This window comes from Endozoicomonas sp. G2_2 (genome assembly GCF_017744135.1).
Classification (GTDB): Bacteria; Pseudomonadota; Gammaproteobacteria; order Nevskiales; family Salinisphaeraceae; genus Salinisphaera.
Genome location: NZ_JAGHQU010000002.1, coordinates 342,673 through 368,302, shown reverse-complemented (window position 1 = coordinate 368,302; position 25,630 = coordinate 342,673). Strand labels below are relative to the sequence as shown.

The 25,630-nt window shown below is 64.8% G+C and carries 22 protein-coding genes and 1 pseudogene; 22 read left to right on the top strand and 1 reads right to left on the bottom strand.

The genetic code is table 11. The features are described 5' to 3' along the window. Positions 1–248 precede the first annotated feature (248 nt). From rpsB to J7355_RS03775, 22 genes and pseudogenes are all read left to right on the top strand, one after another. A pseudogene (rpsB, locus tag J7355_RS03880) lies at positions 249–989 on the top strand (30S ribosomal protein S2); the annotation flags it as partial. A 240-nt stretch (positions 990–1,229) separates the two neighbouring features. After that, positions 1,230–2,114: a translation elongation factor Ts gene (gene tsf / locus J7355_RS03875; protein WP_209060176.1), complete on the top strand. Its 885-nt coding sequence runs from the start codon at positions 1,230–1,232 to the stop codon at positions 2,112–2,114. A gap of 127 nt (positions 2,115–2,241) precedes the next feature. After that, entirely contained in the window at positions 2,242–2,988 is a 747-nt protein-coding gene (pyrH, locus tag J7355_RS03870; protein WP_209060074.1) for a UMP kinase, read from the top strand. After that, positions 2,985–3,542, top strand: coding sequence for a ribosome recycling factor (frr, locus tag J7355_RS03865; protein WP_209060073.1), 558 nt, complete (start codon positions 2,985–2,987; stop codon positions 3,540–3,542). Before pyrH ends, frr begins: the two co-directional genes overlap by 4 nt. A 35-nt stretch (positions 3,543–3,577) precedes the next feature. Next, entirely contained in the window at positions 3,578–4,300 is a 723-nt protein-coding gene (gene uppS, locus J7355_RS03860) for a polyprenyl diphosphate synthase (RefSeq protein ID WP_209060072.1), read from the top strand. Positions 4,301–4,305: 5 nt separating this feature from the next. Further along, complete coding sequence (locus J7355_RS03855; protein WP_209060071.1) at positions 4,306–5,136, top strand: phosphatidate cytidylyltransferase; 831 nt, start codon at positions 4,306–4,308, stop codon at positions 5,134–5,136. A gap of 150 nt (positions 5,137–5,286) precedes the next feature. Beyond that, positions 5,287–6,648: an RIP metalloprotease RseP gene (gene rseP / locus J7355_RS03850; RefSeq protein WP_209060069.1), complete on the top strand. Its 1,362-nt coding sequence runs from the start codon at positions 5,287–5,289 to the stop codon at positions 6,646–6,648. A gap of 13 nt (positions 6,649–6,661) precedes the next feature. After that, positions 6,662–9,040, top strand: a complete 2,379-nt coding sequence (gene bamA / locus J7355_RS03845) for an outer membrane protein assembly factor BamA (RefSeq protein WP_209060067.1) — start codon at positions 6,662–6,664, stop codon at positions 9,038–9,040. A 37-nt stretch (positions 9,041–9,077) separates the two neighbouring features. After that, the gene (locus tag J7355_RS03840; protein ID WP_209060065.1) at positions 9,078–9,632 is read left to right on the top strand and encodes an OmpH family outer membrane protein; all 555 of its coding nucleotides are present in this window, start codon (positions 9,078–9,080) and stop codon (positions 9,630–9,632) included. A 4-nt stretch (positions 9,633–9,636) separates the two neighbouring features. Then, positions 9,637–10,683 (top strand): UDP-3-O-(3-hydroxymyristoyl)glucosamine N-acyltransferase, encoded by a 1,047-nt coding sequence (gene lpxD, locus J7355_RS03835; protein WP_209060063.1) that lies wholly within the window; start codon positions 9,637–9,639, stop codon positions 10,681–10,683. Next, complete coding sequence (gene fabZ, locus J7355_RS03830; RefSeq protein WP_209060062.1) at positions 10,684–11,154, top strand: 3-hydroxyacyl-ACP dehydratase FabZ; 471 nt, start codon at positions 10,684–10,686, stop codon at positions 11,152–11,154. Then, complete coding sequence (gene lpxA / locus J7355_RS03825) at positions 11,144–11,917, top strand: acyl-ACP--UDP-N-acetylglucosamine O-acyltransferase (protein WP_209060060.1); 774 nt, start codon at positions 11,144–11,146, stop codon at positions 11,915–11,917. Before fabZ ends, lpxA begins: the two co-directional genes overlap by 11 nt. Before the next feature lie 17 nt (positions 11,918–11,934). After that, positions 11,935–13,095 (top strand): lipid-A-disaccharide synthase, encoded by a 1,161-nt coding sequence (lpxB, locus tag J7355_RS03820; RefSeq protein ID WP_209060058.1) that lies wholly within the window; start codon positions 11,935–11,937, stop codon positions 13,093–13,095. Further along, positions 13,092–13,724: a ribonuclease HII gene (gene rnhB, locus J7355_RS03815; protein WP_209060057.1), complete on the top strand. Its 633-nt coding sequence runs from the start codon at positions 13,092–13,094 to the stop codon at positions 13,722–13,724. The genes lpxB and rnhB overlap by 4 nt, the downstream gene beginning before the upstream one ends. A gap of 184 nt (positions 13,725–13,908) precedes the next feature. Then, positions 13,909–17,409, top strand: a complete 3,501-nt coding sequence (gene dnaE, locus J7355_RS03810; RefSeq protein WP_209060056.1) for a DNA polymerase III subunit alpha — start codon at positions 13,909–13,911, stop codon at positions 17,407–17,409. A 30-nt stretch (positions 17,410–17,439) separates the two neighbouring features. Continuing rightward, the gene (locus tag J7355_RS03805; protein WP_209060055.1) at positions 17,440–18,411 is read left to right on the top strand and encodes an acetyl-CoA carboxylase carboxyltransferase subunit alpha; all 972 of its coding nucleotides are present in this window, start codon (positions 17,440–17,442) and stop codon (positions 18,409–18,411) included. After that, complete coding sequence (tilS, locus tag J7355_RS03800) at positions 18,408–19,730, top strand: tRNA lysidine(34) synthetase TilS (protein WP_209060054.1); 1,323 nt, start codon at positions 18,408–18,410, stop codon at positions 19,728–19,730. Before J7355_RS03805 ends, tilS begins: the two co-directional genes overlap by 4 nt. A 36-nt stretch (positions 19,731–19,766) precedes the next feature. Continuing rightward, the gene (locus J7355_RS03795; RefSeq protein ID WP_247739739.1) at positions 19,767–21,428 is read left to right on the top strand and encodes a CTP synthase; all 1,662 of its coding nucleotides are present in this window, start codon (positions 19,767–19,769) and stop codon (positions 21,426–21,428) included. Beyond that, on the top strand, positions 21,425–22,267 hold the full coding sequence (gene kdsA, locus J7355_RS03790; protein ID WP_209060053.1) for a 3-deoxy-8-phosphooctulonate synthase: 843 nt from the start codon (positions 21,425–21,427) through the stop codon (positions 22,265–22,267). Before J7355_RS03795 ends, kdsA begins: the two co-directional genes overlap by 4 nt. Positions 22,268–22,292: 25 nt before the next feature. Further along, the gene (gene eno / locus J7355_RS03785) at positions 22,293–23,576 is read left to right on the top strand and encodes a phosphopyruvate hydratase (protein ID WP_209060052.1); all 1,284 of its coding nucleotides are present in this window, start codon (positions 22,293–22,295) and stop codon (positions 23,574–23,576) included. Between the two features lies 1 nt (position 23,577). Further along, the gene (locus J7355_RS03780; protein ID WP_209060051.1) at positions 23,578–23,952 is read left to right on the top strand and encodes a septum formation initiator family protein; all 375 of its coding nucleotides are present in this window, start codon (positions 23,578–23,580) and stop codon (positions 23,950–23,952) included. Next, complete coding sequence (locus J7355_RS03775; RefSeq protein WP_209060050.1) at positions 23,953–25,035, top strand: tRNA pseudouridine(13) synthase TruD; 1,083 nt, start codon at positions 23,953–23,955, stop codon at positions 25,033–25,035. A gap of 4 nt (positions 25,036–25,039) precedes the next feature. On the opposite strand, the gene J7355_RS17990 is transcribed toward J7355_RS03775, so the two are convergent. Further along, a complete protein-coding gene (locus tag J7355_RS17990) occupies positions 25,040–25,618 on the bottom strand; it encodes a Smr/MutS family protein (protein ID WP_209060049.1) in 579 nt (192 codons plus the stop codon). Positions 25,619–25,630: the final 12 nt, after the last annotated feature.

Sequence of the window (25,630 nt, the reverse complement as noted above, 5' to 3'; positions counted from 1 at the left end):
CCTTGCGAGTCCGGGAAAATGTCGGTTTGAAAATCGGCCGGTGCTGGCCTGGCGAGGGCCGCTATGGTATAAACCGCTCGCGTTCGCGGCAATGCGCCGCGATCAACGCGACGTAAACGGTCGATTTTCGACCGAATTCGATATCGAAAATCCGCACGTGTATCGACACATGAAACGGGGTGCCAGCCTGCGGGACGCAGGCCGGTTGTTTCATGGGATGCGCGTAAGCCACAACCCGGAGACAATCCATGAGTCAGATCAGCATGCGCCAGTTGCTCGAGGCGGGGGTTCATTTCGGCCACCGCACCCGTTACTGGAATCCCAAGATGGCCCCTTATATCTTCGGCCATCGCAACAAGATTCATATCATCAACCTCGAAGAGACCCTGCCGCTCTTCAAGGATGCCTACAACTATATCAGTCGCCTGTCCGCCAACGGCGGCAACATCATGTTTGTGGGCACCAAGCGCGCGGCGCGCGAGGCGGTGGGCAAGCAGGCCCGTCGTGCCGGCATGCCGTTCGTGAACCACCGTTGGCTGGGCGGCATGCTCACCAACTTCAAGACGGTCAAGAACTCCATCCAGCGTCTGCACGATCTCGAGCAGATGATCGAGGACGGCTCCATCCGCAAGCTCAACAAGCGCGAAGCTCTCGATCTGTATCGCGAGCGCGACAAGCTCGAGCGCGGTATCGGCGGTATCAAGGAAATGACCAGCCTGCCCGACGCGCTGTTCGTGATCGACGTCGGCTTCGAGAAGATCGCTGTCGACGAAGCGCGCAAGCTGGGCATTCCGGTCGTGGCCGTGGTCGACACCAACTGCTCGCCGGACAACATCGACGTGGTCATTCCGGGCAATGACGACGCGATTCGTGCGATCCGCATCTACACCGAGATGGTCGCCGACGCCGTGCTTGCCGGTCGTGGCAGCAAGGGCGAATTCACCGGCCAGGACGACGAGATGATCGAGCTCCAGGAGCAGGGCGCTTCCCACGAGCCCGGAAAGCCGGCTCAGAACGAAGCCGCGAGCGAAGCGACCCAGAATTCCGTGATCCAGGAATCGCAGGGCGAGTCCGAGCCGACCGCGACCGCGTCGCTGGGCGATGTGGCCGCCGTGCCGTCGGAGAACCCGGAAGACGCCGACGCGAAGCCGTCGGACAAGTAATTCCAGCCGCGCCGGCCCGGTATCGTTCGGGCCGGCGTGGCCGTTACCTCATTTTGCGGAGAACGAATCATGGCTATTAGTGCTGCTCTGGTTAAAGAGCTGCGGGAACGCACCGGCGCCGGCATGATGGAGTGCAAGAAGGCACTCACGGCGACCGACGGCGACATCGATGCCGCGGCCGACAACATGCGTCGTGAAGGCCTGGCCAAGGCCGACAAGAAGGCCGGCCGTGTCGCGGCCGAAGGTCGCGTGGCGACGGCCCTGTCCAGCGATCGCAGCGTTGCGATCCTGCTCGAAGTGAACTGCGAAACCGATTTCGTCGGCAAGAACGACGATTTCGTCGGCTTCGCGGAAATGGCGGCGCAGGCCGCGCTCGACAACGGCCCGGCCGATGTCGATGCGCTGGCCGAAATCGAGATCGACGGCGAAAGCCTGGACGCCAAGCGCCGTGCGCTGGTCGCCACGCTGGGCGAGAACATCACCATCCGTCGTTTCCGTCGCATCGAAGCCGGCGAAGGCAGGCTGGACGTCTACATGCACGGTTCGCGCATCGGCAGCGCCGTTGCCGTGGCCGGTGGCGAGGACGCGCTGGCGCGCGATCTGGCCATGCATGTGGCCGCGACCGCGCCGGCGCATCTGTCGGCCGACGATGTGCCGCAGGAGCGTCGGGACGCCGAAAAAGAGCTGCTCATGGCGCAGGCGCGTGACAGCGGCAAGCCGGAGGAGATCATCGAGAAGATGGTCGAAGGCCGGCTGCGCAAGTTCCTGGGCGAAATCACGCTCATGGGGCAGCCTTTCGTCAAGGACCCGGACATGACGGTGGAAAAGCTCTGCAAGCAGCAGAACGCGACCATCATCGACTATGCCCGTATCGAAGTCGGCGAGGGCATCGAGAAGAAACAGGAAGACTTCGCTGCCGAGGTCAAGGCGCAAGCCGAAAAAACAGCCTGAGGGCAACACGGCCGGCTGCTCAGGCAGCCGGCTTTTTTTTGGCCTGCCGGTATGATGCCGACAGGCAGCTGAGTTATCTTCGCCGGCCAGGAGCCGCCTTCATGTCGTTGCACGTTCGCGCCACTCGATGACCAAGTCCAAGCCCACCTATAAACGCATACTGCTGAAGCTCAGCGGCGAAGCCCTCATGGGCCAGGCCGACTACGGCATCTCCGCCGACGTCGTGGAACGGCTCGCCGCGGAGATCAAGGAACTGATCGAATCCGGTGTGCAGGTCGCACTGGTGGTGGGCGGCGGCAATATCTTCCGTGGCGTCGGCCTCGCTGGCCGCGGCATGGACCGCGTGACCGGCGACCAGATGGGCATGCTCGCCACGGTGATCAATGCGCTCGGATTGCAGGACGCCATCGAGCACGCCGGCATGACGGCCCGGGTGATGTCCGCCATTCGCATCAATCAGGTCTGCGAGGACTACATTCGCCGCCGCGCGATCCGCCACCTGGAAAAAAGCCGCGTGGTGATCTTTGCCGCAGGTACGGGCAATCCGTTTTTCACCACGGATTCCGCGGCCAGCTTGCGGGCGATCGAGATCAATGCCGATCTCATGCTCAAGGCCACGAAGGTCGACGGCATCTACAGCGCGGATCCGATGCGCGACAGCAGTGCGAAACGCTATACGCACCTTACCTACGACGAAGTCATTGACCAGCGGCTGACCGTCATGGATACGACCGCAATCGTGCTCTGCCGCGACAACGGCATGCCGCTGCGGGTGTTCGACATCAACCGCGCGGGCGATCTCAAGCGGATCGTCTCTGGCGAGGATGACGTCGGCACGCTGGTCGACAACGATACGACGAGAGCAAACGGATGATTGACGAGATTTACAGCGACGCGCAGCAGCGCATGGACAAGACCATCAGCGTCATGCGCGAGAACTTCAGCAAGATTCGCACCGGCCGGGCGAGCACCAGCCTGCTCGATCATGTGACCGTGGACTACTACGGCGCAGAGGTGCCGCTCAATCAGGCGGCCAACGTCGCGCTCGAGGATGCGCGCACGATCACCATTCAGCCGTGGGAAAAGACCATGGTTCAGCCGATCGAGAAGGCGATCATGACCGCCGATCTCGGCCTGAATCCCTCGACCGCTGGTCAGGTGATCCGCGTGGTTCTGCCGCCGCTTACCGAGGACCGCCGCAAGGATCTGGTGAAGGTGATCCGCGCCGAAGCCGAGGATGGCCGCGTGGCGGTGCGCAACATTCGGCGTGACGCGAACTCCACGCTCAAGGAGCTGGTCAACGAAAAGGAGATCAGTGCCGACGATCAGCACGGTGGCGAAACGCGTATCCAGCAGCTCACCGACAAGCATATCGACCGTATCGACAGCCTGCTCGAAGAAAAGGAGCAGGAGATCATGACGGTCTGAACACAGACCGCGAACGAGTGACAGGCGCTTCGCGTATGAGTGTTCCCGAACACGTCGCCATCATCATGGACGGCAACGGCCGCTGGGCCAGCCAGCGCGGCATGCCGCGCGCGGCCGGGCACCGGTCGGGTGCGCGTGCTGCGCGCGATATTGTCGAAACGGCTCGAGAAATAGGCCTTAAAACGCTGACGTTGTTCGCATTTTCCAGCGAGAACTGGCAACGCCCGCGAGCCGAGGTCCGGCTATTGCTCGATCTGTTCCGGCGAACCATCCGCCGCGAGATCGGCTCGCTGCACGACAACGGCGTGCGCCTGAGCTTCATCGGCGAGCGTTCGCATTTTTCGGATGCGCTGCAGCGCGAGATGGCGCAGGCTGAAGAGCGCACCCGCGACAACGCAGCACTCAACCTCGTGATCGCGATCGATTACGGCGGGCGGTGGGATATCGTCCAGGCGACATGCCGCATCGCCCGGGCGTGCGCGGCGGGCGAGATCGCGCCGGACGATATCGATGAATCCTGTTTCGGCGAGCACATGTCGCTGTCGGCGCTTGGCGCGCCCGATCTGTTCATCCGCACGGGCGGCGAGCGCCGCGTGAGCAACTTCCTGCTCTGGGATCTGGCGTACAGCGAACTGTATTTTTCCGACGAACTCTGGCCCGACTTCGACAAGGCCAGCCTGAGCGAGGCGGTCGACTGGTTCGCCCACCGCCAGCGGCGCTTCGGGCGTCTGCCGCAGGCTGCGGCACCCGGCGGCTGACTCCCATGCTCTCGACCCGTATCGCCACCGCCCTGGCGGTCGTGCCACTGGCCGTTCTCGGCATGCTGTTTCTGCCGACCGCGGTAATTACGCTCGTGTTCGCCCTGCTCATGCTGCTTGGTGCATGGGAATGGGGCGGCTTGATGCGTCTGACGGATACCGGCCGCATTGTGCTCACGCTGGCCGTGGCACTGCTCATCTTCTTGTTCGCGCTGGTGCGTACGCAGCTCTGGCTCGTGGCCGCCGACAATCTGCTCGTCGGCGCGGCCTGCCTGTGGTGGCTGGTCGCGATCTACTGGATCGCGCGCTTTCCCCGCGGCTGGGCCGAGACCATGGGGCGCACGGCGGTCGGCGTCGCGGTCGGGCTGATCGTGCTGGTTGCCCCGGTCGCAGCGGTAACCTATCTGCACCAGAGCGACCAGGGGCCGCTGCTGCTGCTCACGTTCTTCTTCCTGGTTTGGGCCGCGGATACGGGTGCCTACTTCGCCGGGCGCATGCTGGGCCGGCACAAGCTCGCGCCTGCGGTCAGCCCCGGCAAGACGCGCGAGGGCGCGGTTGGCGGCTTCGTGGCCGCGATGCTGTTCGCCGGGGCGGGCGCATGGCTGCTGGGCTACAGCGGTGATCGCCTGATCGCATTCATGTTTCTTGGCGGTTGGGTGGCGATTATTTCGGTCGTCGGTGATCTGAGCATCAGCATGTTCAAACGTCATGCCGGGATCAAGGACAGCGGCACGCTCTTTCCGGGGCACGGCGGCGTGCTGGATCGCCTGGACAGTGTGCTCGCCGCCGCACCGTGGTTCGTTGCCGGCTTGCACTGGTTGCCGTCCGCGGTCTAGCCAAAGCGTTGGCATCGCGCCTGGCACCGATCACGTAGTATTGCGGTCACACATCGCCGCGATCGGCGGCTTGCGGATCGCCCACCATTTTCTGCGGTCTACAACGCCGATACCGTTTGCGCCAACCCCGCGTCTGGAGAGCAGTAGTCCATGTCCGACTGGCTGATGTCAGTGCCCGCGTTCATCGTCTCGATCGGCCTGCTGGTGGCGATTCACGAGTACGGCCACTTCTGGGTCGCGCGGCGCCTCGGCGTGAAAGTGCTTCGCTATTCGATTGGCTTCGGTCGACGTGTGTGGGGCTTCACGGGCCGGCAGAGCGGCATCGAATACTGGCTGTCGGCGATTCCCCTGGGCGGCTACGTGAAGATGCTCGACGAGCGCGAAGGCGAAGTGGCCGAAGCCGACAAGCCGTACGCCTTCAATCGCCAGCACCCGTGGCGGCGCATCGCCATCGTGGCGGCGGGGCCGGGGGTGAATTTTCTTTTTGCCATCGTGGCCTACTGGCTCGTGTTCATGATTGGCGTGGCCGGCATCAAACCCATGATCGCCAGTGCGCCCGACGGCACGTTGGCAAACGCGGCCGGATTGCGTGCCGGCGATGAGATCGTGGCGATCGACGACCGCGCGATCGGCGACTGGCAGGATCTGCGGCTGACACTGATCGAGCGCGGCCTCGACGGTCAGGCGGTGGATCTTTCCGTGCGCGGAGACGATGGCATGGCGCGCGACGTGTCGCTCGACCTGCGTGGTGTGCCGGCCGATCCCGAAAAACTTTTCGACCGCCTCGGTCTGGCGCCGTATCAGCCGCCGGCAACGCCTTTGATTGCCCGTGTGGTGCCGGGCTCGGCAGCCGAAGCCGCGCAGCTTCAGGCCGGCGATGAGGTGCTCGCCGTCAATGGCGAAAGCGTCGACTCGCCGCAAGGCCTGGTCGATCGGATCAAGGCACAGCCGGGCGAACGCGTCACGCTGGCCATCGCGCGCGACGGTCGTCGGCAGGAAGTGCCTGTAACCCTGGCGGCAGCCGAGAACGAGGCCGGCGAGCCCGTCGGTCGCCTCGGCGCGCAGATCGGCGTCGACGGTGAAGCATGGGAAGCGATGCGCACGACGCGCCAGCTGGGCCCGCTGGCCGCGGTACCGGCCGCCGTGTCCAAGACCTGGGAAGTGTCCGCGCTGACGGTGCGCCTGATGGCACGCATGGTCACCGGTGACGTGTCCTGGCGCAACGTGAGTGGTCCGATCCAGATCGCCAACTACGCCGGACAGACCGCGAGCATCGGCGTCGAGGCGTTTGTCGGCTTCCTGGCCCTGGTCAGCGTGAGCCTTGCGGTACTCAACCTTCTGCCCATTCCGGTGTTAGACGGGGGGCATCTTCTGTATTATTCGATCGAATGGATAAGGGGCCGGCCTCTCTCGGAGGCCGTTCAGGTCGCCGGACAGCAGATGGGCATGGTCGCACTGCTGATGTTGATGACCCTGGCTTTTTACAACGATATCCTGCGCTTGCTCGGGTAGCGGAGCTTTATATATGCCTGTATTTCTGATGCGCGCGTTCGCCGTGCTCCTGTGTCTTTTTGCCGTGAGCGCGTGGGCTCAGAATCAGTCCGTACCGAGTCAGTCCAGCCAGTCCGGCTACAACTTCCAGGTGTCGGATGTGCGGGTCGTGGGTGTGCAGCGCCTCGAAGCCGGCACCGTGCTGACCTATCTGCCGCTTTCGGTCGGGGATCGGCTCACCGAAGCCCGAGCGCAGCAATCCATTCGCGCGCTCTATGAAACCGGGCTGTTCGAGAACGTCACGCTCGAGCGCGAAGGCAACACGCTTGTCGTCGACGTGACCGAGCGTCCCGAGATCGCGCGCTTCACCATCGAGGGCAACAAGAACATCGGTGGCGACCAGCTCAAGGAAGCGCTGGCCGATCAGGGCCTGGCACAGGGCGAGCTCTATAAGCGGTCGCTCGTCGACCAGCTCGAGCAGGAACTGCGCCGGCAGTACTACGCCAACGGCTACTACAGCGTGGCGATCGATACCGAGGTCGAGGATCTGGGCAACAACCGGGTCGCCATCGACATCACGGTCAAGGAGGGCGAGGTCGCCTCCATCAAGGACATCAACATCATCGGCAACGAGAACTTCACCGATGAGGAGTTGCAGGATGTCTTCGAACTGCAGGCCAGCTCGCCGGCCTACACGCGGCCGCTGACGTTCTGGCGCAGCCGCGACCGCTACTCGCGAGAAAAGCTGCTCGGCGATCTCGAATCGCTGAACTCCTTCTACCAGAACCGCGGCTATATCCGTTTCAACGTGTCCTCGATTCAGGTGTCGCTGTCGCCGGACAAGCGCAACATCTTCCTCACGATCAATGTCGACGAGGGCGACCAGTACACGATCAACGACTACGAGTTCGCCGGCGACATGATCGTGCCGCAGACCAGCCTGCAGCGACTCGTGACCGTGGAGGGTGGCCAGATCTTCTCGCGCAGCGACGTCGACGCCTCGGCGGACGCGATCAGCTCCGGCCTGGCCGATTTCGGCTATGCGTTTGCCGACGTGGACCCGCTCACCAGGGTCGATGAAGAGAGCAAGACCGTCGATCTCACCTTCTTCATCGATCCCGGCAAGCGTGCCTACGTGCGCCAGATCACGTTCAACGGCAACGAAAAGACCAACGACGAAACGCTGCGTCGCGAGATGCGCCAGTTCGAAGGCGCGCCATTCTCGCGTCGCGGCGTCGAGCGCTCGCGCACCCGTCTCGCCCGTCTGCCCTATATCCAGGATGTGCAGGTCAACACCGACAAGGTGGCCGGCAGCGAAGATCTCGTCGATGTCGACTATGACGTCAGCGAGCGCGCCGCCGGTACGTTGCAGTTCGGCGTGGGCTTTTCGGACGCGCAGGGCTTTCTCGTCAACGGCAGCGTGTCGCACAGCAACTTCCGCGGTACCGGCAACCGCGTGAGCCTGCGTGCCGAGACCAACGACTACGCCAAGAGCGTCGGCGCGAGCTGGACCGACCCGTACTTCACCGACGAGGGCGTGTCGCGCACGATTTCGGCGTTCTATCGCAACACCGACCAGCTTATTCGCATCGGTTCGGGCTTCGATTTGAACTCGGTCGGCGGCGCGGTTACGTTCGGCCTGCCGATCACCGAGTACTCGCAGCTGCGCGCCGGTCTCGGCGTCGAACGCAACGAGATCAATTCCGCGGTCAATCGTGATGGCGAAGACAGGCTGTCGGACGAACTGCGTGAGTTCATCGACGAAAACGGCAGGGAAGCCACCACTTACGAACTGCAGACCGGCTGGCAGCGCGATACGCGCAACCGCACCTTCTTCGCGACACGCGGTTCGAACACCGAATTCGAATTCAATATCAAGGGGCCGGGCTCGGACCTCGAGTACTACGACAGCAGCATCGAGCACGAGCGCTATTTCCGTATCGGCTCGTGGGTGCCCGGCCTGTCCGACAAGGTCGTGCTGTCCATGGATGGCCGCGTCGCACAGACCGATGTCTGGGGCGAGGGCGAGGACGTACCGCCGTACGACAACTTCTTTGCCGGCGGCGCGCGCTCGGTGCGCGGCTTCTCCAACGGTGGCCTCGGCCCGCGCGACTCGTTCGATAACCCCTACGGTGGCCAGTTCCTGACCACGCTGCAGAGCGAGCTGGTCATCCCGACGTTCCTCGAGTCCGACAACAAGTCGACACGTCTTACCGCGTTCTACGACATCGGTAACGTCTATGAGGACGCGAGCGCCTTCGAAGCGTCGGAACTGCGCAAGTCGGCGGGTGTCGCCTTCTACTGGTTCACGCCGTTCTTCGGTCTGCTGCGTGTGAGTTATGCCGCTTACGTCGACGGCGAGGAAGACGACGAGGTCGACCGCTTCCAGTTCTCCTTCGGTGTCGGGCTATAGGCGGTCGCCGGTACGACAGACGATCAAGCGAGGTCGCATGACTTACCTACCGCTCAAACGCGCATTCGTGGTCGTCCTGCTCGGCCTGGCCGGCCCGGCGGCAATGGCCCAGGAAGCCGCGGACGCTACGGCCGGCCAGGGCGAGGCCGCGCCACAAGCGTTGCGGATCGGCGTGGTGGACGTGGCCCGTGTGGTGAGTGAGTCGCCGCAGGCCGCCCGTGCCAAGACGAGCATGGCCAGCCAGTTTGCCAAGCGCAAGAACGAGCTCGAGGCACAGTCCAATGCGCTGCGCCAGGACATGGATCGTTTGTCCCAGGATGGCTCTGTGATGAGCGAGGGTGATCGCGAAAGCCTGCAGAGCGACATTCGCGACCGCCAGCGCGAACTGCAGATGCAGCGCAGCAAATACAACGACGACGTCAGCGACGCCGAACAGAAGGAATTCGACCAGATGCGCGCCGACATTCTCGAGGTCATCGATCAGTACGCCGACGATAACGGCTATGACCTGATTTTGGGCGACGGCGTGCTTTATACCAGCGATGCCGTGGACGTCACCGACGAGATTCTTGCCGAATTGAAGGGCGGCTAGCCGCATGGTGTCGCAGCCCGAGGCCGCGCTCACGCTGGCCGCGCTGGCCGAACGTTTCGACCTCGAGTGCCCGCGTGGCACGGGCGACACCCCGATATCGGGTGTCTGCGCGCTCACGCCGGGCCGTGCCGGCTGCATTGCGTTTGCCGAAGGTGCGGCCAACAGCCAAGCGCTTGCCGAGAGTGCGGCGGCGGCCGTGATCGTGCCCGAATCGCTCGTCGATGCGAGCGCGCTGCCCGTGCTTGTGGCCGATCAACCCCGGCTGGCCTTTGCGCGCATCGCAGCGCTTTTCGAGCGCGATCGCCCGCGGCCGGGCATTCACCCGGCCAGCGTGGTCGAGTCATCCGCCGATGTGCACGCCGAGGCGCATATCGGCCCCCATGCGGTCATCGGCGCGGGCAGCACTGTCGAAGCCGGGGTGGTCATCGGTGCGAACACGGTGGTGGGCGCCGGTTGCCGTATCGGCGCGCAATCCACGATCGCGAGCAACTGCAGCATTGGCGACAATGTGCGGCTCGGCGAGCGTGTGAGCGTCGAGCCGAACGCCGTGATCGGTGCGCGTGGCTTCGGGCTCGTGCACAACGGCGGCGGCTGGGAGGCGATTCCACAGATGGGGGGTGTCGAGATCGGCGACGACGTCGAGATCGGTGCCGGCACCACCATCGACCGCGGCGCGCTCGAAGACACCCGAATCGCGCCGGGCGTGAAGATCGACAACCAGGTGCATATCGGACACAACTGCGCGATCGGTGCGCATACCGTGATCGCAGGCTGTACCGGGATCGCCGGTTCCTGCACGATCGGCGCGAACTGCATGATCGGTGGCGGTGTCGGTATCGGCGATCATGTGAGCATCACCGATGGCGTGATCATCACGGCGGCCAGCCAGGTTCCGAAGAACATAGAAGACAGCGGGGTATACTCGTCAACCTTTCGCGCCATGCCGGCAGGGACATGGCGCAAGCGTCTGGCGCTGTTCCGTCAGCTCGACCGGATCGAGCAACGGCTTCGGCGCGTCGAGCGGGATGCCCCCTCCAGTGGAGATCAGTGAATGAGCGAGCAAGACGACATCCGGGCCATCATGCGCATGGTGCCGCACCGGTTCCCCTTCCTGCTGGTGGACCGCGTGCTCGAATGCGAACCCGGCCAGTCGATCACCGCAATCAAGAACGTCACCATCAACGAGCCGTTCTTCCCCGGGCATTTTCCGGGCCATCCGGTGATGCCGGGTGTGTTGATTCTGGAAGCGCTCGCGCAGGCCGGGCTCATCCTGGGCATGCGCACGGTGAACTCGGCGGATGGCACCATCGTGTATTTCGCCGGCATCGACAAGGCGCGCTTCAAGCGCCAGGTCGTGCCGGGCGATCAGCTGCTGCTGAAGATTGTGATCGGTTCGGCCAAGAAGCGGATCTGGCGCTTCGATGCCGAGGCCTGGGTCGGTGATGAACTCGCCTGTCGCGCCCAGTTGATGGCGATTCCCGCGAAGCCGGACGAGCAGCCGGAGGCCGCAGATGCCAATTGATCCCAGCGCCCAGGTCCACCCCGAAGCGCAGATCGCAGACGATGTCGATATCGGCCCGTTCAGCGTCATCGGGCCGCACGTAAAGATCGGCGCCGGTTCGCGGATCGGTCCGCACGTGGTCATTTCAGGCCACACGACGATCGGGCACGAGAACAACGTCTTCCAGTTCGTTTCGCTCGGTGCGGAACCGCAGCATCGCGTATACGCCGGCGAACCGACGCGGCTGACGATCGGCGACCGCAACACCTTCCGCGAATACTGCAGCGTGCACCGCGGCACCACGATCGATCAGAGCGAAACGATCATCGGCGACGACAATCTGCTGATGGCCTATACCCACGTCGCGCACGATTGTGTGCTCGGTAACGGCATCACCATGGCCAACGGCGCAAGCCTGGCCGGCCATGTCCGTATCGGGGATTACTGCATCCTCGCCGGTTTTGCGCTGGTCTATCAGTTCCGGCGCGTCGGGACGATGGCGTTCCTCGCGTACTGCAGCGGCGTACAGCAGGACGTACCGGCATTCGTGCGCTCGGCCGGGGCACCCGCGGTGCCGCACGGCATCAATTCGGTCGGCATGCGTCGTCGCGGCTACAGCGAAGAAGAGGTCGCCGCGGCCAAGCGCGCTTACCGCACCATCTACCGATCCAAACTGCGCCTGGAACAGGCCCGCGATGCGTTGCGGGAACCGGCCCAGTCGAGCGCCTCGGTGCAGCTGATGCTGGAGTCGCTGGAGCAGGCCGAACGCGGCATCATTCGCTAGCGCACGGACGCGCCGGCATGGCCACCGACGCGCCCCTGTTCGTGATCGTCGCCGGCGAGCAGTCCGGCGACGCGCTTGGTGCCGGACTGATGCGCGCGCTGCGCCAGCACTACCCGGCGGCGCGCTTCGAAGGCGTTACCGGCCCGCTCATGCGCGCCGAGGGCTGCACGTCGCTGGCGGATATCGAACAGTTGTCGCTGTTCGGCGTCAGCGAGGTGGTGGGCGAGATTCCGCGTCTGCTCAGGCTGCGCCGGCAGCTGTTCAACCATGTGCGCGGTCGCGATGTCGCGGCGTTCATCGGTATCGATGCGCCGGCCTTCAATACGGCCTTGGAGATGCGCCTGCGGCGGTGCGGTGTGACCACCGTGCACTACGTCTGTCCGACCGCATGGGCGTGGCGGCAGGGGCGCACCCGGAGTATTCGCAAGGCGGTCGATCTGCTGCTCGCGATCTTTCCTTTCGAAGAGGCGTTCTTCCGTCGTTTCGATATTCCGGTGACCTTCGTGGGCCACCCGCTGGCGAACGAATTGCCGCTACACCCCGACAGCGCGGCCGCGAGAACCGCGCTGGCGCTGCCCGCGAACGACGCGCTCGTGGGACTGCTGCCGGGCAGTCGGGGCGCCGAGGTTCGCCGCCTCGGCCCATTGTTCATCGAGACCGCGCGCTGGCTGCAGCGACGCCGGCCGGGCCTGCGCTTCGTTGCGCCCATGGCGAATCCGCGGATGCGTGCCCTGTTCGAAGCGCAGCTTCGTGACGCCGGTAATGATCTGGATATCACGCTGATCGACGGACGTTCGCGCGAAGCGATGCGCGCGGTCGACGTGCTGCTGCTCGCATCCGGCACCGCCACGCTCGAGGCACTGCTGGCGAAGACGCCGATGGTGGTCGCCTATATGCTCTCGCAGACGAATTACGCCATTGCTCGCGGCCTCGACCTGATCAAGATCGAGCATGTGAGCATGCCCAACCTGCTGGCGGGACGGGCCCTGGTACCCGAGTTTCTGCAGACCGATGCGCGCGCGGAGATGATCGGCCCCTGGGTGTTCCGGCTGTTGCAGTCCTCGACCGCACGCCAGCAGCAGACCGATGCCTTCGATTCGATCCACGAACAGCTTGCCCTCGATGCGGACCGGCGCGCGGCGCGGGCCGTCGCCGACCTGGTGGCGGCGCGACGATGAGCGCTCGCGCTCGCCGAACCACGCGTTTTGCCTGTCCGCTCGTTGCCGGTGTCGACGAGGTCGGGCGCGGGCCGCTGGCCGGGCCGGTCGTGGCGGCTGCAGTCATCCTGGCGCCGCGGCCGTTGCCGCGCGGGCTGACGGATTCCAAGGCGCTCAGCGCAGTCGATCGTGAGCGCCTGGATGAAAAGATCCGCGCACGCGCGCTTGCTTATGCGATCGCCGAGGCGTCGCCGGAAGAAATCGACCGCCTCAACATTCTCCAGGCCAGCCTGCTCGCGATGCAGCGGGCGGTCGCCGCGCTGCATTTGACGCCAGCGGCCGCCTGGGTCGACGGCAATCAGGCGCCGCCACTCGCGCGCCCGCTACGCACCGTGATCGGCGGCGACGGCCATGTGCCGGCCATCAGCGCGGCGTCGATCATCGCCAAGGTCGCGCGTGATCGGCAGATGGTCGCCTATGACGACGTCTATCCCGGCTACGGCTTTGCGCAACACAAGGGCTACGGCACGGCAACGCACCGCGCCGCGATCGAGGCGCAGGGCGTCACGCCCATTCATCGGCGCAGTTTTGCGCCGGTCGCGCGGGCCGCGGGCGCCCGTCAGATGAATTTCGACGGTCTCATGATCTGACCGCCGCTGGCGTGGCGGGCTTTCGCGGGGCACAGGCCGCGCGGCGTAAACCCGGCCCGCGCCAATGCTCGTTAGAATGACCGGGCCGGCTAACAACCGCCCGCCGCTGCCTGCGCAATCGGCGAACGCGGCTGTTGTTGTCCGACTCGATCGACCCACTCGCGACCCCGACCGACCACAATCTATGCCTGCTGAATTCGTTCATCTTCGTGTGCATACCGAGTATTCGCTGTCCGACGGCATCGTGCGGATCAAGCCGCTGCTGTCCCAGACGCGCGATGCGGGCATGCCGGCCGTGGCCATCACGGACAACGTCAATCTGTTCGGCATGGTCAAGTTCTACAAGGCCGCGCTCGGTGCCGGCGTCAAGCCGATCGTGGGCGTGGATTTCCATATCGACGAAGGGCCCCAGGAAACACCGTCGCGGCTGACCCTGATCGCCCAGCATCGTGACGGTTATCGCCATCTCTGCGAATTGCTCACACGCGCCTATCTGCATGGCCAGAACCGAGGGCAGGTGCTCTGCCGGCGTGAATGGGTCGAGGAAAAGGCCGAGGGGCTGATCGCGCTCTCGGGCGGGATGGTCGGCGACACCGGCGCCGCGCTCATGGCCGGCAAGCCCGAACTGGCCGATGCGCAGGCCGCACGCTGGCAGCAGGTATTCGGCGATCGCTATTATCTCGAAGTCACGCGCTGTGACCGACAGGGCGAGGCCGCTTGGCTGTCCGAGACCGTGGCGCTCGCGCTGCGGCACGATATCCCGCTGGTCGCGACCAACGACGTGCGTTTCCCACACGCCGACGACTTCGAAGCCCACGAGGCGCGTGTCGCTATTCACGGCGGCTATACGCTCGCCGATCCGCGTCGGCCCAAGCACTACACGCCAGCCCAGTATCTGAAGACGCCGCAGGAGATGGTCGAGCTATTCTCGGACCTGCCGGAGGCGGTCGAGAACACGGTGGAGATCGCACAGCGCTGCAATCTGCAGCTCACGCTCGGCGAGAACGTGCTGCCGAATTTCCCGGTGCCGCCCGAGCACGACGCCGCCTCCTTCCTGCGCGCCGAATCCGAGCGCGGGCTTGCCGAGCGCCTGGCCGATCTGTTCCCGGACGCGGACAGACGCGCCAAGGAGCAGCCTGTCTATGACAAGCGTCTAGATCACGAACTCGACGTGATCAAGACCATGGGTTTTCCCGGCTACTTCCTGATCGTGGCGGACTTCATTCGCTGGGCGCGCGAGAACGGCGTGCCGGTCGGGCCCGGCCGTGGTTCGGGCGCCGGTTCGCTGGTGGCCTACGCGTTGGGCATCACCGACCTCGACCCGCTGGAATACGACCTGCTGTTCGAGCGCTTTCTCAACCCCGAACGTGTATCCATGCCCGACTTCGATGTCGACTTCTGCATGGACGGGCGCGACCGCGTCATCGAATACGTGGCCGAAGCCTACGGCAAGGAAAAGGTCAGTCAGATCATCACCTACGGCACCATGGCCGCGCGCGCCGTGGTGCGCGACGTGGGGCGTGTGCTCGGCCACCCCTACGGCCTGGTCGATCGCATTGCAAAGCAGGTGCCGTTCGCACCGGACATGACGCTCACGCGTGCGCTGGAGGAGTCCGAGGAGCTGCGCCAGTCCAAGGAAGACGAGGAGATCGGTTATCTGCTCGATCTGGCGCTGGCGCTCGAAGGCCTGTCCCGCAACCCCGGCAAGCATGCCGGCGGCGTGGTCATCGCACCGGACGACCTGATCGAGTTCACGCCGCTCTATTGCGAGGCGGGCGGCAACAACCGCGTCACGCAATTCGACAAGGACGATGTCGAGGCGGTCGGCCTGGTCAAGTTCGACTTTCTCGGCCTGCGCACGCTCACCATCATCGACCGTGCCGTGCGCGTGGCCAACGAGCGCCTGGCGCGCCAGGACAAGGCGCCGATCGACGTGCGCTCGATCGGCATGACCGACAAGGGCACTTTCGATCTGCTCAAGGCCGGCGATACCACCGCGGTTTTCCAGGTGGAATCCTCGGGCATGCGGCGGCTGATCAAGCGGCTCAAGCCGGACGCCTTCGAGGACATCATCGCGCTCGTCGCGCTTTATCGCCCGGGCCCGCTGGAGTCGGGCATGGTCGAGGACTTCATCGACCGCAAGCACGGCCGCGCGAAGGTGGTTTACCCGCACAATAGCCTGGCAGAGGTGCTGGAGCCGACCTACGGCGTCATTCTGTATCAGGAGCAGGTGATGCAGATTGCGCAGGTGCTGGCCGGCTATTCGCTGGGCAGTGCCGACCTGCTGCGCCGCGCGATGGGCAAGAAAAAGCCCGAGGAGATGGCCAAGCAGCGTGACGGCTTCATCAAGGGTGCGGTCGAGAACAATATCGAAGAAAACACCGCCGCCTACATCTTCGACCTGGTCGAGAAATTCGCCGGCTACGGCTTCAACAAGTCGCATTCGGCGGCCTATGCACTGCTTACCTACCAGACCGCCTGGCTGAAGGTGCATTACCCGGCCGATTTCATGTCGGCCGTGCTTTCGGCGGACATGGATCACACCGACAAGGTCGTGATCATGATCGACGAATGCCACCGCATGGATATCGAGGTGGCGCCGCCAGACGTGAACAACTCCGAATACGATTTCTCGGTCGTCGACGACAAGACCATCCGCTACGGCCTGGGCGCGATCAAGGGCCTCGGCAAGGGTGCGATCGACTCGGTGATCGTCGAGCGCCGCGACAACGGGGCCTACGCCAACCTCTACGATTTCTGCCGGCGTATCGATACCTCCAAGGCCAATCGCCGCGCGCTGGAGGCGTTGATCAACGCCGGCGCGCTGGATGCGCTCGGGCCGAATCGCGCCAGCCTCATGCAGGGCCTGACCCGCGCGCTTGCCGCGGCCGAACAGGACCGCAGTGCGGCGAGTGCGGGCCAGAACGACATGTTCGGCCTGGCGGAGGACGCCGCCGACAACATGGGCCCGCCGCTCGAAGAACGCCCGGAATGGCCGGAGGACGAACGCCTCAAGGCCGAGCGCGACACGCTGGGTCTATATCTGACCGGCCATCCGATCAAGGCCTGGGAAGACGAACTCGCGCTGATGACCAACGGCAAGATCGCTGATCAGATTGCGGCCATGCCGCGCCCGGAAGAGGGCGGGCGCGGCCGGCGCGGCAACAAGCGCAGCGCGATCGTGGCCGGGCTGGTGGTCGAGGTGCGGCGCATGAAGAAAGGCAAGCGCATCATCGTGGTGCTCGACGACGGCAGCGGTCGTATCGAATGCCCGCTGTTCGAGGAAAAGGCGGCCGAATACGGACATCTACTGGCCGCGGACAAGCTGGTCATCGTCGAAGGCAATCTGCAATACGACGATTTCACCGACGGTTTCCGGCTGAATGCGAACACGGTGATGGATATCGGCGAGGCGCGGGCGCGCTACGCCAGCCGCGTGCTGCTCAAGCTGCAGGCGCCGACGGTACCCGATATCGAGGCGCTCGCCGGCTGTGTGGATCGGCATCGCACCGAAGCCGGCTGCGACGTCGTGCTGCGCTATGCCAACGATCGGGCGCGGGCGGTATTCACGCTTGGCGAGACGCGGGTGCGCATCTGCGACGAATTGCTTGCCGATCTAAGGCATCTCGTGGGTGCGGATCAGGTGCAAGTACGTTATCGTCGCGGACAGACCCCCGTTCAATAAACCGCACCGCGGAAAGACACAGCAATCACGATGGCGCAGAAAAACCTCGACTATCTCGATTTCGAACAGCCGATCGCCGAGCTGCAGGAAAAGATCGAGGAGCTGCGCTTTGTCGCGGACGGCAGCGAGGTCAATCTCAACGAAGAGATCACCAAGCTCGAGGGCAAGCGCCGCAGCCTCACCGAGCAGATCTTCGGCAAGCTGTCGACGTGGCAGGTTGCCCAGATGGCGCGCCATCCGCTGCGCCCCTACACGGAAGACTATATCAACGGCATGTTCACGGATTTCGTGGAACTGCACGGTGATCGTGCCTATGCCGATGATCGCGCCATCATCGGCGGCACTGCACGCCTGGGCGGCCAGTCGGTGATGGTGATCGGTCACCAGAAGGGCCGCGACACCAAGGAAAAGATCCATCGCAATTTCGGCATGCCGCGCCCCGAGGGCTATCGCAAGGCGCTGCGCCTGATGAAGCTTGCCGAGCGTTTCAACATGCCGGTGCTGACGTTCATCGACACGCCCGGCGCCTATCCCGGCATCGGCGCCGAGGAACGCAACCAATCGGAGGCGATCGCGCGCAATCTGTTCGAGATGGCGCGCCTGCGCGTGCCGATCCTGTGCACGGTCGTAGGCGAAGGCGGTTCCGGCGGCGCGCTGGCGGTCGGCGTCGGCGATCATCTGATGATGCTCCAGTACAGCATCTACTCGGTGATCTCGCCGGAAGGCTGTGCCTCGATTCTGTGGAAATCCGCCGAGCGGGCCGAAGACGCGGCCGAAGCCATGAAGGTCGGTTCCGAGGATCTGCATCGTCTGAAGCTAGTCGACGAAGTGCTCGAGGAACCGCTGGGCGGCGCCCACCGCGATCCCAAGCAGCTGATGGAGCAGATGCGCGAGCGCCTGCTCTCCAACATGTCGCGGCTCAAGCACATGAGCGTCGACGAACTGCTTGAGACGCGTTACAAGCGCTGGATGGCGTTCGGAGACTTCAAGCTCGTGGGGTGAACGACCGGTTCGCGGCGCTGGCCGACGCTCTGGCCGCGCCGCCGGATGGCACCGCGGGCCTGGCGGTCGGGTTCAGCGGCGGTCTGGACTCCACGGCCTTGCTCCATGCGCTCGCGGCCCGTGCGCCTGCGATCCCGCTGCGCGGTGTTCATGTCTGTCACCACCTGCAGCCCGAAGCGGAGGCCTGGGCCGCGCATTGTCGTGCGGTTTGTCAGGCTTGGGACATTGCTTTCACTCGTCTCGACGTGCGTGTCGACGGCCGCGGGGGCGGCATGGAGGGCGCGGCACGCGAGGCGCGCTATGAGGCGATCGCCGGCGCGCTGGCGGCCGGTGAAACCTTTGTCACGGCGCATCACCGCGACGACCAGGCCGAAACCTTCCTGCTCCAGGCGTTACGCGGTAGCGGGCCCGACGGCTTGGCGTCCATGCCATCGACGGCGGCGTTTGCGGAGCGCGTACACTGGCGGCCATGGCTGGATATTGCGCGGTCGGATATCCGGGCCTATGCGGCGCGCCACGAGCTGGACTGGATCGAGGACCCGAGCAATCACGATCCGCATGTCGCGCGCAGTTTCATTCGCAGCGAAGTGCTGCCCCTGATCGAAACACGCTGGCCTGCCGCCGCGGCAACGCTGTCGCGCGCGGCCACCTATACGCAGGAGGCACGCGAAGCGATCGAGGCGCTGGCAACCGCCGATTTCGATCGCGTCCGCGATCGCGCGGGGACCTTGTCCTGCGAGGCGCTCAAGGCGCTGTCGTTTGCCCGGCGCAAGCAGGCGGTAAGACATTGGCTCACGCGCGCTGGGCGCGACACGCCGGACCATCGCCAGCTTGCGCAAATCCTGCGCCTGACTGATGCGAGCCTGACTGCCAGCCCCTGCGTGCGGTTCGCCCAGACCGACGTGCGGCTTTTCGATGGCCGGCTTCATGCGATGCCGGCGCTGGACACGGTACCTGAAGTCGATGCGATCGCCTGGACCGGCCGTAACACCCTGCATCTGCCGAACGAATGCGGCTCGCTGGTCTTGGAGTCTGGCGGCGCGGCGATGCCGACGCTCACGGTGGCGTTTCGTCGCGGCGGCGAGCGTCTGCGCCAGGCCGGCGGGACCCATCGGCGCCTCAAGGACGTTCTGCGCGAAGCCCGGGTCGCGCCCTGGGTACGTGAGCGCATGCCCTTGATCCATCTGAACGGCGAACTGATCGTCGTGCCGGGCATCTGGCGCCATCCGCGGATGGCACAGGTATCGGAGCACGCGATCGGCACGGTCGTCTGGCGTCATCGCCTGATGGACGGTACGCTGCGCGTTGTCCGCGCGTAGGCTTTCGGCTAGCATGCGCGCTGTTATTCCCCCGGCATGAGTCTTGGATCGCGCATGGCAGGCGACGCGGCGGGTACCCGCTATATTTTCGTGACCGGCGGGGTGGTGTCCTCGCTCGGTAAAGGCATCGCGGCTGCATCCCTGGGTGCATTGCTTGAAGCGCGAGGCCAGAGTGTTTCGGTCATCAAGCTCGATCCGTATCTGAACGTCGATGCGGGCACCATGAGCCCGTTCCAACATGGCGAGGTCTATGTGACCCGCGACGGCGCGGAGACCGACCTCGACCTCGGCCACTACGAGCGCTTTCTCAAGACGCGCACGTCCAAGCTGTCGAACTTCACCACCGGGCAGATCTACAACAACGTCATCAACAAGGAGCGCCGCGGCGACTACCTGGGTGGCACCGTGCAGGTCATCCCGCATATCACCGACGAGATCAAGCGCTGCATCCTCGAAGGCGGGGAAGGCGCGGATATCTGCCTCGTCGAAATCGGCGGCACGGTCGGCGATATCGAATCGCTGCCGTTTCTCGAGGCGATCCGCCAGTTCGCGGTCGAACTCGGCCACGATCGAGTGCTGTTCATGCATCTCACGCTGGTGCCCTATATCGCCTCCAGCGGCGAGATGAAGACAAAGCCGACCCAGCACTCCGCCAAGGAGCTTCGTTCGATCGGCATCCAGCCGGATATCCTGCTGTGTCGCGTGGACCGGCCGCTGCCGGAGAACGAGCGCCGCAAGATCGCGCTGTTCACCAACGTGTCCGAGCGCGCGGTAATCGCCTGTATCGACGTGGACGACATCTACAAGATGCCGGGCCTGCTGCAGGCGCAGTCGCTGGATGCGCTGGTGCTTAAGCATTTCGACATCACCGCGCCCAATGCCGATCTGTCGAACTGGTCCGCGCTGGTCGAGGCGCGTCGTACCCAGGATGTGACCGTAAAGGTGGCGATGGTCGGCAAGTATGTCGATCTGGCCGACGCCTACAAATCGGTCAATGAAGCGCTTTCCCATGCCGGGCTGCATACCGGCACCCGCGTGGATATCCACTACGTGGATTCGGAAACGGTCGAGCGCGATGACGGCGCCTGCCTCGAAGGCATGGATGCCATTCTCGTGCCCGGCGGCTTCGGCGAGCGCGGCATCGAAGGCAAGATCGCGGCCGCGCGTTATGCCCGCACGCATGACATCCCGTATTTCGGCATCTGCCTGGGCATGCAGGTGGCCTGTATCGATTTCGCGCGCGATATCGCGGGGCTGGGCGGCGCGCACAGCACGGAGTTCGTGGCCGAGCCCGAACATCCGGTGATCGCACTGGTCACGGAGTGGCACGACCTGAGTGGCGACGTGCAGCGACGCGACGCGCAGGTGGATCTTGGCGGCACCATGCGGCTGGGTGAACAGCGCTGCGATCTCGTCGAGGGCACGCTCGCGGCCAACTGCTACAACGCGAGCGAGGTCTTCGAGCGCCATCGTCATCGCTACGAGTTCAACAATCTCTATCGCGACACGCTCGGTGATAAAGGCTTGGTGTTCTCCGGTGTATCCGCCGAGGACAATCTCGTCGAAATCATTGAGCTGCCGGACCATCCCTGGTTTCTGGGCTGCCAGTTCCACCCCGAGTTCACGTCGACGCCGCGTAACGGCCATCCGTTGTTCATCGGGTTCATCGCTGCGGCCCGCAAGCGCCGTACCCAATGAACCTCTGTGGTTTCGAGGTCGGGATCGACCGGCCGCTGTTTCTGATCGCCGGCCCGGATAGCCTGGAATCGCCGGCGCTCGTGATGGACGTCGCCGGCCATATGGCCGAGCTATGCGCGGAACTCGGCATCGGCTACATCTTCAAGGGCTCGTTCGACAAGGCCAATCGCAGCTCGGGCGACAGCTATCGCGGCCCCGGAATCGACGCGGGCCTGGACATGCTGGCAAGCGTCAAGCGCGAGATCGGCGTGCCGGTCACCACCGATGTGCATGTCGAAAGTCAGATCGCGCCGGTGGCGGAAGTGGTCGATCTGCTGCAGACGCCGGCTTTTCTGTGTCGGCAGACCGATTTCATCCAGGCGGTCGCCGCCAGCGGCACGCCGGTCAATATCAAGAAAGGCCAGTTTCTCTCGCCCGGCGAGATGAACGGCGTCGTCGCCAAGGCGCGCGCGGCCGGCGGCGAGCAAATCATGGTCTGCGAGCGCGGCTATGCGTTCGGCTACAACAATCTCGTCGCCGACATGCGTAGCCTGGCGATCATGCGTGACACCGGCTGCCCGGTGGTCTTTGATGCCACCCATTCGGTGCAGCTGCCCGGCGGGCAGGGCACGCGCTCGGGCGGCGCGCGTGAACAGATTCCGGTATTGTCGCGGGCTGCCGTCGCGGCCGGCGTGTCGGGTCTGTTCATGGAGACCCATCCGGACCCCGACAACGCGCTCTGCGACGGGCCGAATTCATGGCCGCTGGCGCATATGCGCGAGTTGCTGGAGACGCTGGTCGAACTCGACGCAGTGATCAAACGCCGCGGCACCATCGAGTCGACGTTCGTACAACCGTAAAACGAAACGCCAAAGCAGTATTTCTATGTCGAAGATCAAGCAAATTCGTGGGTACCAGGTCATCGATTCGCGCGGCAACCCGACCGTGGCCGCGCGCGTGACGCTGGAATCCGGCGCGGTCGGTGTCGCCATGGTGCCTTCGGGCGCATCCACCGGGAGCCTGGAGGCCGTGGAACTGCGTGATGGCGACGCCGATCGCTTTCTCGGCAAGGGCGTGACCCGTGCCGTCGCCAGCGTCAACGGCGAGATCGCCAAGAAGCTCAAGGGATTCGAGGCCGACGATCAGGCCGGCCTCGACAAGACGTTGATCGAGCTCGACGGCACCGAGAACAAGGGCCGTCTGGGCGCCAACGCGCTGCTGGGCGTATCGCTGGCAACGGCGCACGCGGCGGCGAACGACAGCCGCAAGGGGCTGTACGACTTTCTCGGCCACGACGACGCCGTCAATCTGCCGGTCCCGATGATGAACGTCATCAACGGCGGCGCCCATGCCGACAACAACGTCGACATGCAGGAGTTCATGATCGTGCCGGCCGGCATGAGCACCTTCGCGGACGCCATGCGCTGCGGCGCCGAGATATTTCAGCATCTCAAGAAGCTGCTGGGCGAACGCGGCCTGGCCACGGCGGTGGGCGACGAGGGGGGCTTCGCGCCGAACCTGCCGTCCAACGCCTCGGCGCTGGATACCCTGGTCGAAGCGATCGAGCGGGCGGGCTACAAGCCGGGCGAAAACGTCTGGCTGGGGCTCGACGCGGCCAGTACCGAGTTCTATGAAGACGGCCGCTACAAGCTGGCCTCCGAGAACGCCGAGTACGACGCTGCCGGTTTCGTGGACTACCTGGCCGGTCTGGTCGACCAGTACCCGATCCTCACCATCGAGGACGGCATGGCCGAAGACGACTGGGACGGCTGGGCGTTGCTGACCGAGCGCCTGGGCGATCATGTCCAGCTGGTCGGCGACGATCTGTTCGTCACCAACACGCGTATTTTGCAGAAGGGCATCGAGGAAGGCATCGCCAACTCGATTCTCATCAAACCGAACCAGATCGGCACGCTGACCGAAACCCTGCGTGCCATCGACGTCGCCACGCGCGCCGACTACACCGCGGTGGTGTCGCATCGCTCGGGCGAGACCGAGGACTCCACCATCGCCGATCTGGCGGTGGCCACTTCGGCCACCCAGATCAAGACCGGCTCGCTGTCGCGCTCGGACCGGATTGCCAAGTACAACCGCCTGCTCATGATCGAAGCGGAACTCGGCACGCGGGCGGTCTACCCGGGCCGGAACGCGTTCAAGGTCGGGTTCTAGCATGAACATGCGGGCGGATCTCGCCCATGCTGGACAGCGGCCGCGGGCGCGCTACAATCGGCGTATGTATCGTATCGTGGTCATTGCGCTCGTCGTCGTGCTCGCCGGTCTGCAGTATCGCCTGTGGATCGCGGATGGCGGCTGGGCGGAAGTCCATCGTCTGGGCGAGATGAAGGAACAGCTGCACGAGGCCAACGAGCAGCGCCTTGTTCGCAACAACGCCCTGCAGGCCGAGGTCGACGACCTCAAGTCCGGCGAGAGTGCCACCGAAGGCCGTGCGCGCTCCGACATGGGCATGATCAAGCGCGACGAGCAGTTCTTCCTCACCATCGCGCCGCCCGGTACCGCCGACAGCAGTCACCAGGCCGCACGGTAAATGCCTCTGCTCGACGGGGACGCGGTGGATATCGCCGCGCTCGCCTACGCGCGCGGCGAACAGCCGCGGGTCCAGGCGGTCATTCGCCAGCAACCCGCGGATTTCTTCGTCGACGAAGACTGCGACATCGCTCTGAGCGGCAGCGGTGAACACCTCTGGTGTCACGTAGAGAAGACCAATCTCACCACCCAGGACGCAGTTCAGGCGCTTTCACGCGCGGCCGGCGTGCATCCGCGCCAGATCGGCTTCTCCGGGATGAAGGACCGTGTGGCGGTCACCCGTCAGTGGATCTCGCTGGCCTGGCCGATTGCCCGTGATCTGCCGGACTTCGACGATATCGCCGGATTGACCGTGCTCGACATGAAGCGCCACGAGCGCAAGCTCAAGCGCGGCGCACATCGCGGCAACCGATTCGTTCTGCGTCTTCGGCAACTTCGCGGCGAACGCGCGTCGTTAGAGCAGGACTTGGCACGCATTCGCGCCGTGGGGGTACCGAACTATTTCGGCGCCCAACGCTTTGGGCGCGGCGGTCGCAATATCGCGCTGTCGCGGGCGCTGTTCGCGGGCAAGCGCCTGTCGCGCAACCGGCGCGGATTCGCGCTTTCGGCCGCGCGTTCGCTGTTGTTCAATGCCGTGCTCGACGCACGCGTACGTGACGGCAGCTGGAATCGGCTGATTGACGGCGAGGCGGTGATGCTCGACGGCAGCCACAGCCTGTTTGAGCTCGACGCCACCGATCAATCCGCCGCGGCGCTTGAACAGCGGCTGGACGCATTCGATATCCACCCCAGCGGACCGCTGCCGGGCCGCGACGGGCCGGACGTCGTATCGGCGACCGCCCGTGCGCTCGAGGCTGAGGTGCTGGCGGCCTATCCCGATCTCGTTGGCGGGCTCGCCAGCGCCGGTGTGGATGCCGCCCGCCGGGCGCTTCGGTTGCCCGTGCCGGATCTGGACTGGGTGTTCGAGGACGACAGCTGTCTGCGTGTAGCGTTTTCACTGCCGCCCGGCGCCTTTGCGACCAGCGTATTGCGCGAGTTCGCCGTGGTTTGCGAGGCCGGCCCGCAGGCAGGCGACGCCGAGTAGCGTGCTAGCCGCGGCGCAGGAGTACGTAAACCGCGCCCGTGCCGCCGTCGTTCTCCCGCGCCGAGCAGTAGGCCAGCACCTCGTCGCGCTGGCGCAGCCAACCGGCCACCTTGACCTTCAGCACCGGCCCACGGTTGCCGGAGCGCAAGCCCTTGCCGTGCACCACGCGTACGCAGCGGTAGTCGCGATCCAGCGCCTCGCGTAGAAACACCGCGAGGCAATGGCGGGCGACATCGACGATCATGCCGTGGAGATCGATCTCGGCCTGACATCGGTACTGGCCGCGGCGCAGCTTGCGCATGACGGACAGCTGTACGCCTTCACGCCGGTGAAACAGGTCGTCGCCCGTTTCCACGTCGTCCGGTGGCGGCGTGTCGAGCAGTTCGCCGATGACGGCCTGTTCGTCGGCCTCGCGGATGGCCGGACGCGGGGAGGGCATGCGTCGCCAAGGCGCCCGGCGTTTACCCTTCGCAAGCCGCGCCACGGGCCCGACCGCCTCGCGAAACAGCGCGCTGTCGTCGTCGCTGATCGCCGCCGGGTCTGTGCCCGATGGCTTTCCGGTGGTGTGGGAACGATCGCTCACGGTGGCAATTCA